This is a genomic window from Pseudoalteromonas sp. DY56-GL79, assembly GCF_041414765.1.
GTDB lineage: Bacteria > Pseudomonadota > Gammaproteobacteria > Enterobacterales > Alteromonadaceae > Pseudoalteromonas > Pseudoalteromonas piscicida.
Genome location: NZ_JANHZS010000026.1, coordinates 1 through 14,042, shown reverse-complemented (window position 1 = coordinate 14,042; position 14,042 = coordinate 1). Strand labels below are relative to the sequence as shown.

General features: G+C 43.2%; 13 protein-coding genes. 10 read left to right on the top strand and 3 right to left on the bottom strand.

What is annotated here, in order from left to right:
• Positions 1-29 precede the first annotated feature (29 nt).
• The 7 genes from NO992_RS18035 to NO992_RS18005 all read left to right on the top strand — a co-directional run bounded on the left by NO992_RS18035 (position 30) and on the right by NO992_RS18005 (position 9,063).
• Positions 30-1,544, top strand: coding sequence for a tryptophan halogenase family protein (locus NO992_RS18035; RefSeq protein WP_371379594.1), 1,515 nt, complete (start codon positions 30-32; stop codon positions 1,542-1,544).
• A 137-nt stretch (positions 1,545-1,681) separates the two neighbouring features.
• Positions 1,682-2,392 (top strand): SapC family protein, encoded by a 711-nt coding sequence (locus tag NO992_RS18030; protein ID WP_371379592.1) that lies wholly within the window; start codon positions 1,682-1,684, stop codon positions 2,390-2,392.
• Between the two features lie 316 nt (positions 2,393-2,708).
• On the top strand, positions 2,709-3,737 hold the full coding sequence (locus NO992_RS18025) for an isoaspartyl peptidase/L-asparaginase family protein (protein ID WP_010375535.1): 1,029 nt from the start codon (positions 2,709-2,711) through the stop codon (positions 3,735-3,737).
• A gap of 85 nt (positions 3,738-3,822) precedes the next feature.
• Complete coding sequence (locus tag NO992_RS18020) at positions 3,823-4,251, top strand: CBS domain-containing protein (RefSeq protein WP_010375537.1); 429 nt, start codon at positions 3,823-3,825, stop codon at positions 4,249-4,251.
• A gap of 153 nt (positions 4,252-4,404) precedes the next feature.
• Positions 4,405-8,298, top strand: coding sequence for an ATP-dependent RNA helicase HrpA (hrpA, locus tag NO992_RS18015; RefSeq protein WP_371379588.1), 3,894 nt, complete (start codon positions 4,405-4,407; stop codon positions 8,296-8,298).
• Between the two features lie 81 nt (positions 8,299-8,379).
• Positions 8,380-8,763 (top strand): PleD family two-component system response regulator, encoded by a 384-nt coding sequence (locus tag NO992_RS18010; RefSeq protein WP_010375541.1) that lies wholly within the window; start codon positions 8,380-8,382, stop codon positions 8,761-8,763.
• Positions 8,764-8,772: 9 nt separating this feature from the next.
• Complete coding sequence (locus NO992_RS18005; RefSeq protein WP_010375543.1) at positions 8,773-9,063, top strand: PilZ domain-containing protein; 291 nt, start codon at positions 8,773-8,775, stop codon at positions 9,061-9,063.
• A 60-nt stretch (positions 9,064-9,123) separates the two neighbouring features.
• Here NO992_RS18005 and NO992_RS18000 read toward each other — a convergent pair whose 3' ends face one another.
• A complete protein-coding gene (locus tag NO992_RS18000) occupies positions 9,124-10,314 on the bottom strand; it encodes a class I SAM-dependent methyltransferase (protein ID WP_010375545.1) in 1,191 nt (396 codons plus the stop codon).
• Between the two features lie 127 nt (positions 10,315-10,441).
• Here NO992_RS18000 and NO992_RS17995 point away from each other — a divergent pair, with 127 nt between their 5' ends.
• A complete protein-coding gene (locus NO992_RS17995; RefSeq protein ID WP_371379584.1) occupies positions 10,442-11,083 on the top strand; it encodes an HD domain-containing protein in 642 nt (213 codons plus the stop codon).
• Positions 11,084-11,100: 17 nt separating this feature from the next.
• On the opposite strand, the gene NO992_RS17990 is transcribed toward NO992_RS17995, so the two are convergent.
• Positions 11,101-12,081 carry an ion channel gene (locus NO992_RS17990; protein WP_010606522.1) on the bottom strand — a complete coding sequence of 327 codons (981 nt, stop codon included), beginning with the start codon at positions 12,079-12,081 and terminating at the stop codon, positions 11,101-11,103.
• A 226-nt stretch (positions 12,082-12,307) separates the two neighbouring features.
• Here NO992_RS17990 and NO992_RS17985 point away from each other — a divergent pair, with 226 nt between their 5' ends.
• The gene (locus NO992_RS17985) at positions 12,308-12,964 is read left to right on the top strand and encodes a M48 family metallopeptidase (protein WP_371379581.1); all 657 of its coding nucleotides are present in this window, start codon (positions 12,308-12,310) and stop codon (positions 12,962-12,964) included.
• Between the two features lie 22 nt (positions 12,965-12,986).
• Here NO992_RS17985 and NO992_RS17980 read toward each other — a convergent pair whose 3' ends face one another.
• The gene (locus NO992_RS17980; protein WP_010375554.1) at positions 12,987-13,382 is read right to left on the bottom strand and encodes a helix-turn-helix domain-containing protein; all 396 of its coding nucleotides are present in this window, start codon (positions 13,380-13,382) and stop codon (positions 12,987-12,989) included.
• A gap of 72 nt (positions 13,383-13,454) precedes the next feature.
• On the opposite strand from NO992_RS17980, the gene NO992_RS17975 reads away from it, so the two are divergent.
• The gene (locus NO992_RS17975; protein WP_010375555.1) at positions 13,455-13,952 is read left to right on the top strand and encodes a DUF2938 domain-containing protein; all 498 of its coding nucleotides are present in this window, start codon (positions 13,455-13,457) and stop codon (positions 13,950-13,952) included.
• Positions 13,953-14,042 lie beyond the last annotated feature (90 nt).

The following is a 14,042-nucleotide window of genomic DNA, read 5'->3' as shown; positions in this document are numbered from 1 at the left end:
ACTGGGCTTTTTTATTTCAAGAGGGCGAGATGAATATAACCAAGATCGCAATTGTTGGTGGGGGCACAGCTGGTTGGCTAGCAGCTAATCATCTCGGCTTAGCGCTTTCTTCAAATAGCAATGTCGAGATTACAGTAATTGAATCTTTAGATATACCAAGTATTGGTGTTGGAGAAGGTACAGTTCCTTACATAGTTAAAAGCCTAAAAAAATTTGGTATTTCTGAAGCGGAGCTTTTGGGGAGCTGTGATGCTACCTTCAAGCAGGGGATAAGATTTGTTTCGTGGCTTGATGAAAAAGTTCATGGAGCACATAACTTTTATTATCACCCATTTGAAGCGCCATATCCCGAAGGACTGGATATAACTAATATATGGTTAAATTTAGGGAAAAAAATACCGTTTGATTACGTTGGGATACAATCAAGGGTCTGTGAATCGGGGCTCGCACCTAAACTAAAAACCGATGGCAACTATCAAGGTGTGCTACCATACGCATATCATTTCGATGCAGCAAAATTCGCAAAATTACTCAAACGCAATGCCCTAGATAGATTTAATGTCAGAGTTTTAAATGGAACAGTTGATGAATCTAAACTAGATCAAACAGGACATATTGAATCTCTTTGCATGACAAATGGAGACATACTGCATTTTGACTTTTACGTAGATTGTACTGGTTTTTCAGCGAAGCTAATAAGCTCAGTTTCTAATGACAGTTTTCAGGATAAAAGTGAGCAGTTGTTGGTAGATACAGCGCTAGTACAGCAGATAGAAAGAGATGATCCAAGCAGCTTGAATCCTTACACAACGGCAACCGCACATAAAGCTGGCTGGATGTGGGAAATCCCCCTTACTTCCCGTACTGGAACTGGTTTTGTTTATGCGTCTAAATATATGTCACATAAAGAGGCTTTAGAAACGTATGCAAGAATGCTGAATGTTGACTCTGTGAATCCTAGAAAAATAGAAATGAGAGTGGGCTATAGGAATCAAAGCTGGAGTAAAAATTGTGTAGCGCTAGGACTAGCGCAGGGGTTTGTCGAGCCTTTGGAAGCAACATCTATTTTACTAACAGACTTTTCTGCGGAATTCTTGTCGAAGAATTTCCCACTTTCTAGAGCTGAGATATCGGTATTCAGTGACCACTATAATGATGCAGTGAACTGCGCATGGGAAAGTACAATCGATTTCATCCAGTTGCATTATATCCTTTCTGACAGGGTTGATAGTGACTTTTGGGTAGAGTATCGAAGCGAGGTAAAGCTCTCAGACTCTCTAGAGCGGAAGCTTGCAAAATTTAAGCTACGTTCGCCCCAACAAATGGATTTTTGGAGTCGCTTTGAGCTATTTAATGAAAAGAACTTTTTATATGTTCTGTATGGAATGAAATTTAACACTCACCCGCAAACGACGTCTCAAGCAGAGTTTGATATTGGGCTTAAATTATTAGATAAGAACAATGAGCAACTAAGGCGAGCTAAAGGAGCTCTTTTAGATCATGGAGAGTGGCTTAAACAATTGAGGCAATATATGTCATCGTAATGATAAAGCAGACTATTCAAATGTATGAAAGATCTGTAATGCTTAAATAAATATTTAACTTCCAATTTGCCCCGAAAACCGCTAGCCTTAGGGGCAATAAATAAAGTAACAAATACGTAAAATAATGGAGCAGTATTATGGCGGAACAACAAGTGCAGCCTTTACACAACGAAAAGCACGCTAACATCAAAGTAAAAAATGGCGTGAACGTTGATTTCCTTAAAACTCAGCACTTAATGCCTGTAGTGGCGCATGAGTTTGCGCGTGTAGCGACAGAATTCCCAATGGCGTTTGTTAAAAACACTGAGTCAGGTCAATTTCAAGCGGTTGCTATGTTTGGTCTTCAGCCAGGTGAAAACTTATTTGTAGACGGTGACAAGTGGACTGGCAGCTTTGTGCCAATGGCCGCTGCACGTTACCCGTTTGGTTTGGTTAAGCACCCTGAGCAAGATCAGTTTGGTATTGTTATTGATGAAGCAAGCCCGCTAGTTAGTGAAGAAGAAGGCAATGCGCTTTTCGAAGACGGTAAAGAAACTGAATATCTAGGTCGTCGTAAAGAAGCGTTAGTTAGCTATGTTGAGTTTGCTCGCGTAACTGAAGCGTTTACTCAGTATCTTGCTGACAAAGAGCTTCTAGTTCAACAAACACTAACGGTAGAAATCCGTGGTGAGAAAAAAGACATCAACGGTATCTACCTTGTGGATGAGCGTAAGTTAAATGAATTAGGTGACGAAGATTTCCTAGAGCTACGTAAACGTGGTTATTTAGCACCAATCTTCGCATTCTTAACTTCTACACATCAAGTAGCGCGCCTTGCTCGAATGAAGGCACAGCGCGAAGCGAGCTAATCGCGTTTAGATATAGAATGATTCGATAGAAGCGCTTCCAGAGGAAGCGCTTTTTTGTGGATGCTATTTTATAAGTGCTACACCAATTTGCACCTTCAAATTGAGCAAGTATTAAGACAAATTGGTATTACTTAGCGTTTGGAATAGGACAGTATGAACCGCCTCGAGGGATCCAAACCGAGCGTGTTTCCCAACGACAGTTATACGCTACTCGGCGTTCTTCTTGTTGAGTTGAAAGGAGTATTTTAACGCGAAAGCTTGCATCGTTCTAAAATTCACCTCATGCTGAAGTTTAATAACGAACCAAGGTATAAAAATGAAAAAAAACTCTTTGCTAGCAGCATTATTAGCCTTGTCGACGACAGCTGTCGTCGCTGACGAGAAAGCGACCCCGTTTGCGATCGCCATTCATGGAGGAGCTGGTACGATTGAGCGCAGTAACTTCACACCAGAAAAAGAAAAACAATACAAAGCTAAGCTAAAAGAAGCCGTTGAAGCGGGTTATAAGGTACTAGAACAAGGTGGAGAAAGCCTTGATGCGGTAACGGCAGCCATTAACATTCTTGAAGATTCTCCTTTTTTTAATGCTGGTAAGGGTGCCGTGTACACTTATGATGAAGGGCATGAGCTAGATGCATCAATCATGGATGGTCGTAATCGCCAAGCGGGCGCTGTGGCGGGGGTGAAGCACATTAAAAACCCAATCGATCTGGCAAAAGAAGTAATGCAGCACTCAGTACACGTCATGCTAAGTGGTGAAGGTGCAGAAGACTTTGCTAAGAAACGCGGTTTTACGTTAGTGGAAAACAACTACTTTGACACCGATGCTCGCTATCAATCACTCTTAAAGGCGAAAAAGCGATTGCAGATAAAAGAAGCGGCGACCAAAGACTATCAGGCGGCACATCAACAATTAGAGAGCCAATATAAGATGGGAACTGTGGGGGCTGTCGCACTTGATAAACAGGGGAATTTAGCGGCTGGAACGTCAACCGGTGGGATGACGGCTAAACGCTTTGGACGGATAGGTGACTCACCAGTGATTGGGGCGGGCACATTTGCGGATAACCGCTCTTGTGCTGTGTCAGCAACGGGACATGGTGAGTATTTTATTCGATATAATGTCGCAGCTGATATTTGTGCTCGTGTCGCTTATCAAAACAAGTCGATTGAAAAAGCGGGAAAAGAAGTGATTTTTGATACGCTTTATCCAATTGGTGGCACGGGTGGGGTGATCATTGTTGACCCTAAAGGAAATATTAGCATGCCATTTAATACCGCGGGGATGTATCGTGCGAGCAAGTCGTCAACAACACAGACCTATGTTGGTATTTATAGCGAGTAAAACAATATTTCGTTGAGACTAAGCAAGTTCTTCAAATGCCAGCTATTATTATCATGATAGCTGGCGTTTTTAATGGAGATGAGCAATGCAATCAATAAAAGTCGCAGACTACTTAAATCATCGCCCCGTAACATTCAAACAGGACATGCGCGTAGAATCAGCGGTAGAAAAGCTGCTACAAAGCGGCCAGTCGGGCGGGCCGGTTATAGACGAAGCAAGGCGGGTTATTGGGTTTTTATCTGAGCAGGATTGCCTCAAAAAAATGCTAGAGGCGACCTATCAAAATGAGTCTCATAGTGTGGTGTCCGATGTGATGACAAAAGAGCCTCTGTGTGTAAAACGCGAAGACAGCATAGTGCAAATGGCAGATTTGATGATTTGCAACAAGCCCAAAGTGTACCCGGTAGTTGACGATGAAGGTCGCTTACTTGGGGTTATCAGTCGTGCAAACGTGCTATTAGCGTTGGATAAGCATTTACATGATGCTTATGTCTCTGGTCACCGTTACGTATAAAGCGATGAAATTTACGAGCTGTTAAGGTAACCCATGAGGAGTTGCCTTGAGAATAACAGCAAAAATCTCAATTCCTAACCAAATTTAGTTGGGTTCGTCTAATCTGATTTGATAAACTACACGGCGTTTTATGTAATCACAAGGTGTCGTGTAGTGCAGGTTGACTCGCTGTTCAAAGAGCTAAATTCATGTCTTAAAAAGGATCACTTCATCCTCAAAAAGCGCCTCCATGGTGCGAAAAAAATTACCGATCAAGAAAAGCAAAAGCAGGTAGTCGCAAAAGTAGCGGCTGCGATTGCAAAAAGCCAAGAATTAAAGGTAACAAGAAGTGCCAATATTCCAGCAGTAGAGTATCCTGAGCAACTACCCGTCAGCCAGAAAAAAGACGACATCAAAGCAGCCATCGCGAATAACCAAGTGGTCATTGTTGCCGGTGAAACAGGCTCGGGGAAGACCACGCAGCTACCTAAAATTTGTTTAGAGCTTGGTCGAGGCGTGGATGGCTATATTGGTCATACACAGCCTAGAAGACTAGCGGCAAGAAGCGTATCTACCCGTATCGCAGAGGAAATTGGCTGCGAGATGGGGCAAGAAGTTGGATTTAAAATTCGCTTCTCAGATCAAGTTTCTGACAATACATACGTAAAACTGATGACCGACGGTATTTTGCTCTCGGAAATTCAACAAGACAGATTCCTCAACCAGTACGACACAATCATCATTGATGAAGCGCACGAGCGTAGCCTGAATATTGATTTTATTCTGGGTTATTTAAAGCAGCTGTTGCCGAAGCGTCCAGATCTTAAAGTGATTATTACCTCAGCAACCATTGACCCTGAGCGTTTTTCCAAACATTTTAGTGACGCACCTATTATTGAGGTGTCAGGACGAACTTATCCAGTAGAAGTGAGATATCGTCCAGTTGAAGATGTAGACTCACAAAATGGCGAAGCAGAAAATGACCAGTTGCAGGGCATTTTTGATGCGGTTGATGAGCTTTGTGCCGAAGGACCCGGGGATATTTTGGTATTTATGAACGGTGAGCGTGAAATTCGTGACACCGCTGACGCGCTGGCAAAACGCAATTTAAAAGGCGTTGAGATTTTACCTTTGTATGCGCGCCTGTCTAATGCCGAACAAAATCGCATTTTTGCGCCCCATAGCCAACGGCGCATCGTATTGTCTACAAACGTTGCGGAAACGTCATTGACCGTACCAGGTATTCGCTATGTTATCGACCCGGGTACTGCGAGAATAAGCCGCTACAGTTATCGAACCAAAGTGCAACGCTTACCGATTGAAGCGGTATCACAAGCCAGTGCAAACCAGCGTAAAGGTCGATGTGGGCGTGTGGCATCCGGTATTTGTATTCGTTTATATTCTGAAGACGACTTTTTAGGGCGCCCTGAGTTTACCGATCCTGAAATTCTAAGAACCAATTTAGCTTCGGTTATTTTGCAAATGCTTGCACTTGGACTTGGTGATATAAGTCAATTCCCATTTGTACAAGCGCCTGATAGCCGTAATATCAAAGATGGTATGTCGTTACTTGAAGAGCTGGAGGCGATAGTTCCTGCACAGCGCAGAGAAAAGGCCAAGCTCACAGAATCAGGTCGTAAACTAAGTCGCTTACCCATAGACCCAAGGCTTGCCAAAATGGTGATGTCAGGGGCACAAAATAATGCGCTTTGGGAAGCGATAGTGATCACCGCGGCATTGTCTATTCAAGACCCAAGAGAGCGTCCTCAAGACAAACGTGCAGCCGCTGACGAAAAACACAATCGCTTTGAGTGCGAACACTCTGACTTTGTTGCATATCTAAATCTATGGAACTATATTGAAGCGCAGCAGCAAGCACTGACGCGTAACCAGTTTAGAAAGCAATGCCAAAAAGACTTTTTGGCCTATATGCGCGTACGTGAGTGGCAAGATATTGTATATCAGTTGACCACGGTATGTGAGGAGCTTGGCTTTAAAATAAATAGCAGTCCTGCAAGCGATGAAGCTGTCCATCAATCATTGCTAAGCGGTATGCTTAGCCATATTGGTGTGAAGGACGAAAAGCAAAAGCAAGTCTTTAAAGGCGCACGTAACAGCCAATTTCATATTTTCCCCGGTTCAACACTGTTTAAGAAAAGCCCTAAGTGGCTAATGTCTGCAGAGCTTGTGGAAACCAGTAAACTTTATGCTCGGGTTAACGCCAAGATCGATGTAAATTGGATTGCGCCGCTCGCCAAGCATTTAGTTAATAGCAGCTATAGTGAACCGCATTGGGAGAAAAAGGCTGGAGCGGTTATCGCATTTGAACAACAAACCTTATACGGCTTGATCATCGTTGGTCGCAAACGCACGGTGTATAGCGATATTGATCCTGTGGTTAGCCGAGAGATATTTATTCGTGAAGCGTTAGCAAATGGTCAACTTGGCCAGAGCGAAGGTTTTTTAAGCGCAAACCAAAAATTGGTTGAAGAAGTGCAAGCGCTTGAAGATAAAGCGAGGCGTCGCGATATCCTAGTCGACGAAGAAGATGTGGTTGCGTTTTATAACGATCGAATTCCACAAGACGTAAATAATCGTGCTGCGTTTAGTAAATGGTGGCGTTCACAAAAGCAAAAAGACAAACGCTTTTTGCATATGACGCGCGATCTATTAATGAAGCATGACGCTGAACATATCACGGATATCCATTACCCTGATACGTGGCAGCAGGGGAATTTGATTTTGCCTCTCAGTTACCACTTTGACCCAGGCCAAGCACTCGACGGCGTGGTGGTCAATATTCCTCTGGCATTGTTAAACCAAGTTCAAGATGAAGGTTTTGATTGGCATATCCCTGCGCTCAGACATGAGCTGGTTTGTGGGCTTATTAAGTCACTGCCGAAGACCTTGAGACGTAATTTTGTGCCAGCACCAAATTATGCCGATGCTGTGCTTGCCGCCGTTGAGGTAATGCAAGGCTCATTTATCGAAGCGGTGGCCAACCGTTTACTCAGAATGACAGGTGTCAAAGTCGCCGAGTCAGATTGGGATGTTAGTTCACTTGAGCCGCACTTAAAAATGCAATTTCAGGTAGTCGATGACAAAGGCAAGGTGATAGCCCATAGCTTTGATTTATTGGCACTTAAAGCAAAGTTGCAAGGGCAAGTGACCGAGACGCTGTCGCAAGTGGCTGAGCAAGGAATAGAGCAAACGGATATTCAGCAGTGGGATTTTGGCGAGCTGCCTGAGCAATATACTAAAAAGCAAGGAAATTATGAGATTAAGGCTTTCCCTGCATTAGTCGATAAAAAACAAAGTGCGGCTATAGAACTGTTTGATAACGAAATAAAAGCCCAAGCGGCGCATCAAGCAGGATTGCGCCGTCTTGTGCTACTCAATGTTCCTTCGCCTGTTAAATACCTGCAGCAACACTTACCAAATAAGGCTAAGTTAGGATTGTACTTTAACCCCTTTGGTAAAGTGCATGATTTAGTTGATGACTGTACGCAAGCTGGGGTTGATAAGCTGCTGCGTTCATTTGGCGAGATCAGAGATGACGTCGCGTTTGAAAAAGCCAAAGAGCACATTCGAGCTGAGCTAGGTGACACTGTAGTTGAAATTGCGAAGCAAGTTGAGGCTGTGCTTAGTATTGCCCACAGTATTAACAAGCGTATGAAAGGCAGAGTGGATCTCACGATGATCACCGCGCACGGCGACATAAAATCTCAGTTATCCGGTCTTATCTTTAAAGGCTTTGTCACCGCTCATGGTGCTGACAAAATCTCTGATATTTTACGCTACATGAAAGCGATTGAAAAAAGGCTTGAAAAACTTGCGGTAGACCCAAACAGAGATAGGCTGTGTGTACTCGAATTGGAAAAAGTTGCTGCGGCCTATCAAGACAAGTTGGCAAAAATTCCTTCTGGATTACCTGTACCAGAGTCGCTTATAAATATTTTTTGGATGCAACAGGAACTTCGCGTGTCTTTGTTTGCTCAAACATTAGGAACGGCTTATCCGATTTCGGCTAAACGCGTTCTGAATTCGATAAAAGAGTGCGAAATATAAACTTGCATTTTAGAGTACGACAGTTACTTTATTATATGAGGAAGTAAAGTTTTGGATTGTGAGAAGGAAGCGGCATTGAATATGTCCACACGAGAGAAAAGGAAAAATGCACCGCATCTGCTAGTGGTCGACGACGAGTATTTTAACTATGAAATGCTCGAAGTGGCGCTGTCAGGGGCGTTTGAGCTGAGCTATGCAAACTCGGGCACGAGTTGCTTGTCTAATGCGATTGCTGATCCTCCAGATGCTATTTTGCTTGATGTATGTATGCCGGGCCTTGACGGTTACGACACCTGTCGAATGTTGAAAAATACACCAGAGACGAAGGACATTCCTGTATTAATGGTATCTGGTTTAGAGTCCGAAAAAGAACAAAAAGCGGGATTCGATGCCGGCTGCGATGCCTATGTGGTAAAGCCATTTTCAATGCAATCGCTATTAGAAAAAATAAAATCAATGGTGTAGGAGCATTATATGATCAATGAAGATAAACGCCGTTTTATGCGTATGTCGGTGGATGCAGTAGCAAAATTAACCGAACTTGAGTCGGGTAAAGTGCACCAAGGAGTTTGTCACGATTTAAGCGCCACAGGGTTGTCGGTGACAGTGAGCGACCCAATTGAAGCAAATTCAACCGTTGACATTTTCATTGATTCCAGTGGCGATATGATCCAGCCGCTTAGTGCTCATGCAACCGTGATCCGTTGTAGTCAAGAGCAGGATGAGCAGTGGATTGTAGGGCTTGAAATCACCAAATTTAATTAGATTACCTAAGCCCTAAAGGTGGTATTGAAGCTTCCTCCAATACCACTATAAATTGCTAAATCAATAAACTTTACAAATAAGGCCTTTCAGGTAAAAACCTTCTGGATAATTGCCCGCAATAGGGTGATCGGCTGCTTGATTTAGTCTTTCCATGATCAACAATTCTTTACCGGCATCGAGCGCAGCGTCTGCAACGACTTTCTGGAATAGGTTTTGTTCCATAAGACCAGAACACGAGAAGGTGAGTAATGTGCCTCCAGGCTTTAATATTTGCATGGCAATCATATTGATATCTTTATAACCACGACAGGCACCATTAAGCTGCGCCTTACTTTCTGCAAACTTTGGTGGATCCATCACAATAGTATCGAATTGACGGCCCTCATCACGATATTGTCTAAGTAGTTTGAATACGTCTTGCTTAACAAACTCAGCTTTCGATAAGTCTAGTTCATTATGTTCTACATTGCGTTTAGCTGTGTCGAGTGCAGGCTGCGATACGTCAACGTTGATTACTTTACTACAGCCACCGCGCAGTGCATAAAGACCAAATGTACCGGTGTAGCAGAAGCAGTTAAGCACTTCTTTGTCTTTTACAAAGCGTTCTAACGCGGCTCTACTGTCGCGTTGATCTAGATAAAAGCCGGTTTTATGGCCGCCGATGATATCGACTTCAATCTTTAAACCATTTTCGCTTATAAGGACGGGGGCGGTTGGTGCGTCGCCTGCAAGCGGTCCGGTAATTTTATCAAGGCCTTCTTTTTTGCGCACATCAACATCTGAGCGCTCGTAAACATGACAATCGGGAAATAGTGATTGCAATGCCATTACTATTTCACCCTTGTGGCGCTCGGCACCAGCGCTTAGCAACTGACAAACCAAGTAATTATCAAACTTATCAATTGTTACACCTGGCAGACCATCGGACTCTGCGGCACACAATCTAAAGCCAGTTAAACCACCTTCAGCGATAACATATTCTCTGGCTGCTAGTGCCCGTGCGAGTTTTTGCTCAAAGAACGCTTGATCGATATGTTGTGATTCATCAAATGTCCAAATTCTGGCTCTGATCTGAGAGTCTGGACTGTAAGCGGCTGTCGCGAGGTATTTACCCTCATTGCTGTAAATCTTAACGGTATCGCCAAGGGCAGGCTTACCTTTTACTTTTTTGATGGCTTTTGAGAACACCCAAGGGTGTTTTCTGTTAAGGGATTTTTCTCTGCCTGGTTGCAGATATAGCGCGCAAGTCATATATTTTCTCTAATCTTTCCTGATAGCTGCCATTTTAGTGAAGGGTGTGGCAACATACAATCAGTAATGCCTTTCCCGCTGAATTTGTGTGGGTTTATTTGTCAGATATTAATAAAAGTTGAGCTTAATGACGTTAAAAATGCATGAATTAGAAAAAGCATGTGAAGAGTTTATGCTGTCGACTCCATGTGCAGATACCGCCCATGATTTGTCTCATATCAAGCGTGTAGTTAAAGTCGCAAAGTCACTTTGCGAAGCTGAGGGTGCGGATCCTGCTGTGGTGATCCCAGCCGCTTGGTTACATGATTGTGTTGCCGTAGCAAAAAATCATCCAGATAGGCCGCTGGCGTCGAAATTAGCAGCAGATAAGGCGGTTGCCTTCCTAACAGAGTTGAAGTACGACACGGATAAACTCGAGGCTATTCACCACGCCATTGTTGCACACAGCTTTAGCGCCGGTGTCACACCCACGACATTAGAAGCCAAAATTGTCCAAGATGCAGACAGAATGGATGCGTTAGGGGCGATAGGTGTTAGCCGCTGTATGAAAGTAGGTGGGGCGATAGCGCGTAATCTTTACAATGTAGAAGACCCTTTTTGTGAGCACAGAAAAGCTGACGATACCAAATATACCTTAGATCATTTCTTCATTAAGCTGCTGCATATTAAAGATAACATGCATACCACCGCAGCCCGTGAGCAGGCACAAACCCGCACCCGATATATGCTGGATTTTTTAGAACAACTGAAATCAGAAATCGCGGATTAAAAATGACGAGATGAGTATCATCTCGTCATTTGCTTCACAAAGACCACCACAAATAGCGCTAATGAAAAGCTGCCGGTAAAAGCCTCTACCGCTGCGATCAGTCGGGAGATCCCCACAGGCGTAATATCCCCGTAACCCAAGGTTGTGAAGGTAACAACACTAAAATAAAAGCTGTTCAGCAGCGCCATTACGTTTTCAGATACACTGTTGTCTAAGTCCAGTTGCATTATCTGATCTTGAAACGAAACACCAAATAGAAAATAGCAAAATGCACAGGTAATTATCATACCTAGACTGAAACGAATGACATTTTCTGGTTTTTCTCCATACCCACATAATAAGTCGACAAAGCTGGAAATAAGGTGACGTTTTGAAAATCGTGGATACTGGGCATGTCGCATGCGCAGCTCTTTGTATGTAAAGCGCCCAACCATTTCAAATAGTCCTTGGTTTTCTGCGCCTTTACGTAGTAAACGATAGATCTCTTCGGACTGTAAGAACAAGTCTTCCGCGTCTTCTTTGGCTCGGTTTCTACGAGCTTCAAAAGCTTGCTGCTCTTGCAGTAATTGCTCGCCGAGTTCCATATTATCGATACGGGTGTTTTCCAGCTTTATGCCGAGCAAATTGGTGCTTTCTAAATTACAGCAGTGCAGACTTGCTTCTCTCAAATCAGCCTTCATTAGCGACGCATGCTTAATGGTATTATTAAATAGGTGCGCCCCTTTTAAATTGGCACGATAGAAGTTGCTATAAGATAGATCATAACCATGATGATTTTCAAAGTTAACAAGATTGAGCCCTTCTAAATTGGCTCGCTTCAACTCTAAGCCTTGTAGCAAACCGCCGCGCTTGGCGTAGCGCTCAAGCTTTTGGCTTAGCTCCAAGCCACCTTTATCGAATTTATTGTCATGCCAAAAGCAGTAACCTGAGCCCATATCGATTTCACTGCATTTTTTTCCCTCAGGTGACACATATTGGCAAATGGGTTTATCAGCCATAGCTTGCCTAAATCAAAATGCCTTTTTCATTAAGCGTAGCAGCAAAAATAATAAATACGGGGATTTAACGAAAAAATCTTTCTAATTTATAGAGTGTTAGAAACCACACTATTGATGAGTGTATTGTCATCATTGGTCGAATTCATTATCTTACATGGCGTTTGCAGTGACTCTGATAAGTTGCTCATACTATAATGCATGCTTTAGGGACTAAGAATTTGTTATCTTGCAATATCAATTGAAGAAAAGCCGAAAGCGTAAGAGCGTTGCGATAAAAATAAAAGCTGGCCAAGTATTTGTGTATGCGCCAGAGCAAATTTGCGAGCGCTGGTTACATAATTGGGTGGAAAGCAAATCCGATTGGATAAAATCAAAGCTTGCTCTAAAAATCATACCAAAGAGCCCTCGGCCACTGGAAACAGGTATTGTGCAAGTATTCGGCGAGACCTTTACCATTCAAAGAGGCGAAAGTACGACCTCTGTAATTGATTTTGATAACAAAAGGGTTTTACTTAAGGCTGTCAAAAATGAATGGTGTGAATTAGTTGCGCTGTTAAGCGAAACGCTAAATGACTATGTAGATATGGTTATTGCGCGCTATCAACCTGATATTCAAGCTCGCTTTGATACCCTAAAAATACGCGTTTATAAAAGCCGCTGGGGCAGTTTTTCATCTAAAGGCGTGCTTGCGTTTAATACGTTTTTGATTGGTGCGCCTCAGTGGGTAATTGATTATGTGGTAGTGCACGAACTTTGCCATTTTCATGTCATGGCACACAATAGCGCATTTTGGCATTTGGTAACAAAGCACTATGGCCACGACCATAAAATGGCTCGGCGTTACTTACGTGACCACGGTCGTGACTTGATGATTGAGCATTAGCATAGTGTCCTGTTTATGCCTATTATTTGTCGGGCCTCACCTTTGCCGCTCGTTTTAACAGCTTTTGAAATGTCGGACATTCAAAATGGCTTGGCGCAGGGCATTTTGCAGCGTGATAGAGGCCATCTCGCATTGCAGTTAAATGCTTAATGGTTTCATTTAATTCATCCGCTTTGGATTGTAACTTCACCCTATCAATATCCGCTTTACCCTCGGGGGTAAACATGTCCGCTATCTCATCTAACGAAAAGCCTGCGTTTCTGCCAAGTGTAATAAGTGCTAGACGTTCAAGTATCGAAGGGGGGAAAACACGTTTGAGCCCTTGTCGACCAATCGATCGGATCAGTCCTTTTTCTTCATAATATCTAAGCGTGGATGCGGGTAAACCTGACTTCTTTGCAACTTCACTGATATCCATTTTTGCCCTTGACTTAAAGTTAACTTGAACTAGTAGGATAGCGGCTATCAGTAAAAAAGAGGAGTAAAAATAGTGGAAAACCTATATTCGATATTAATGCCAGCAGTCGTGATTGGCGTAGGTGCAACGCTTGTTATGGATTTGTGGGCATTTATGCTCAGTCGCTTGTTTGCCATAAAGGGCTTAGATTATGCATTAGTTGGTAGGTGGATTGGACACTTGTGTCAAGGTCAACTTACGCATCAAGGTATCGGGCGTAGTAAACCAATATCTGGTGAACGTGTCATTGGCTGGTCCATGCATTATTTCATTGGGATTGTATTCGCCTTGGTGTTTCTACTGAGCGTGGGCAAGCCTTGGTTGATTGAGCCTAGCCTTTTGACTGCGTTAGTTTTTGGCTTCATAACGTGTGTTTTTCCATTTTTTATTATGCAACCCTGTTTTGGTGCAGGGATCGCAGCATCTAAATTACCAGAGCCGACTAAGGCAAGGGTAAAAAGTATGGCAGCACATTTGATTTTTGGCTTTGGGTTGTTTTTAAGCTCGTTTATATATGTAAGCTTATTGTGAGATAAAGCAATAGAAAGTGGTGGAGGGAGCTGGATTCGAACCAGCGAAGGCTGAGCCGTCAGATTTACAGTCTGATCCCTTTGGCCGCTC

What these genes read in the sequence shown, in the direction of transcription:
- NO992_RS18035 (WP_371379594.1), top strand. Translation starts at nt 30, where the DNA reads ATGAATATAACCAAGATCGCAATTGTTGGTGGGGGCACAGCTGGTTGG.
- NO992_RS18030 (WP_371379592.1), top strand. Translation starts at nt 1,682, where the DNA reads ATGGCGGAACAACAAGTGCAGCCTTTACACAACGAAAAGCACGCTAAC.
- NO992_RS18025 (WP_010375535.1), top strand. Translation starts at nt 2,709, where the DNA reads ATGAAAAAAAACTCTTTGCTAGCAGCATTATTAGCCTTGTCGACGACA.
- NO992_RS18020 (WP_010375537.1), top strand. Translation starts at nt 3,823, where the DNA reads ATGCAATCAATAAAAGTCGCAGACTACTTAAATCATCGCCCCGTAACA.
- NO992_RS18010 (WP_010375541.1), top strand. Translation starts at nt 8,380, where the DNA reads ATGTCCACACGAGAGAAAAGGAAAAATGCACCGCATCTGCTAGTGGTC.
- NO992_RS18005 (WP_010375543.1), top strand. Translation starts at nt 8,773, where the DNA reads ATGATCAATGAAGATAAACGCCGTTTTATGCGTATGTCGGTGGATGCA.
- NO992_RS18000 (WP_010375545.1), bottom strand. Translation starts at nt 10,314, where the DNA reads ATGACTTGCGCGCTATATCTGCAACCAGGCAGAGAAAAATCCCTTAAC.
- NO992_RS17995 (WP_371379584.1), top strand. Translation starts at nt 10,442, where the DNA reads ATGACGTTAAAAATGCATGAATTAGAAAAAGCATGTGAAGAGTTTATG.
- NO992_RS17990 (WP_010606522.1), bottom strand. Translation starts at nt 12,081, where the DNA reads ATGGCTGATAAACCCATTTGCCAATATGTGTCACCTGAGGGAAAAAAA.
- NO992_RS17980 (WP_010375554.1), bottom strand. Translation starts at nt 13,382, where the DNA reads ATGGATATCAGTGAAGTTGCAAAGAAGTCAGGTTTACCCGCATCCACG.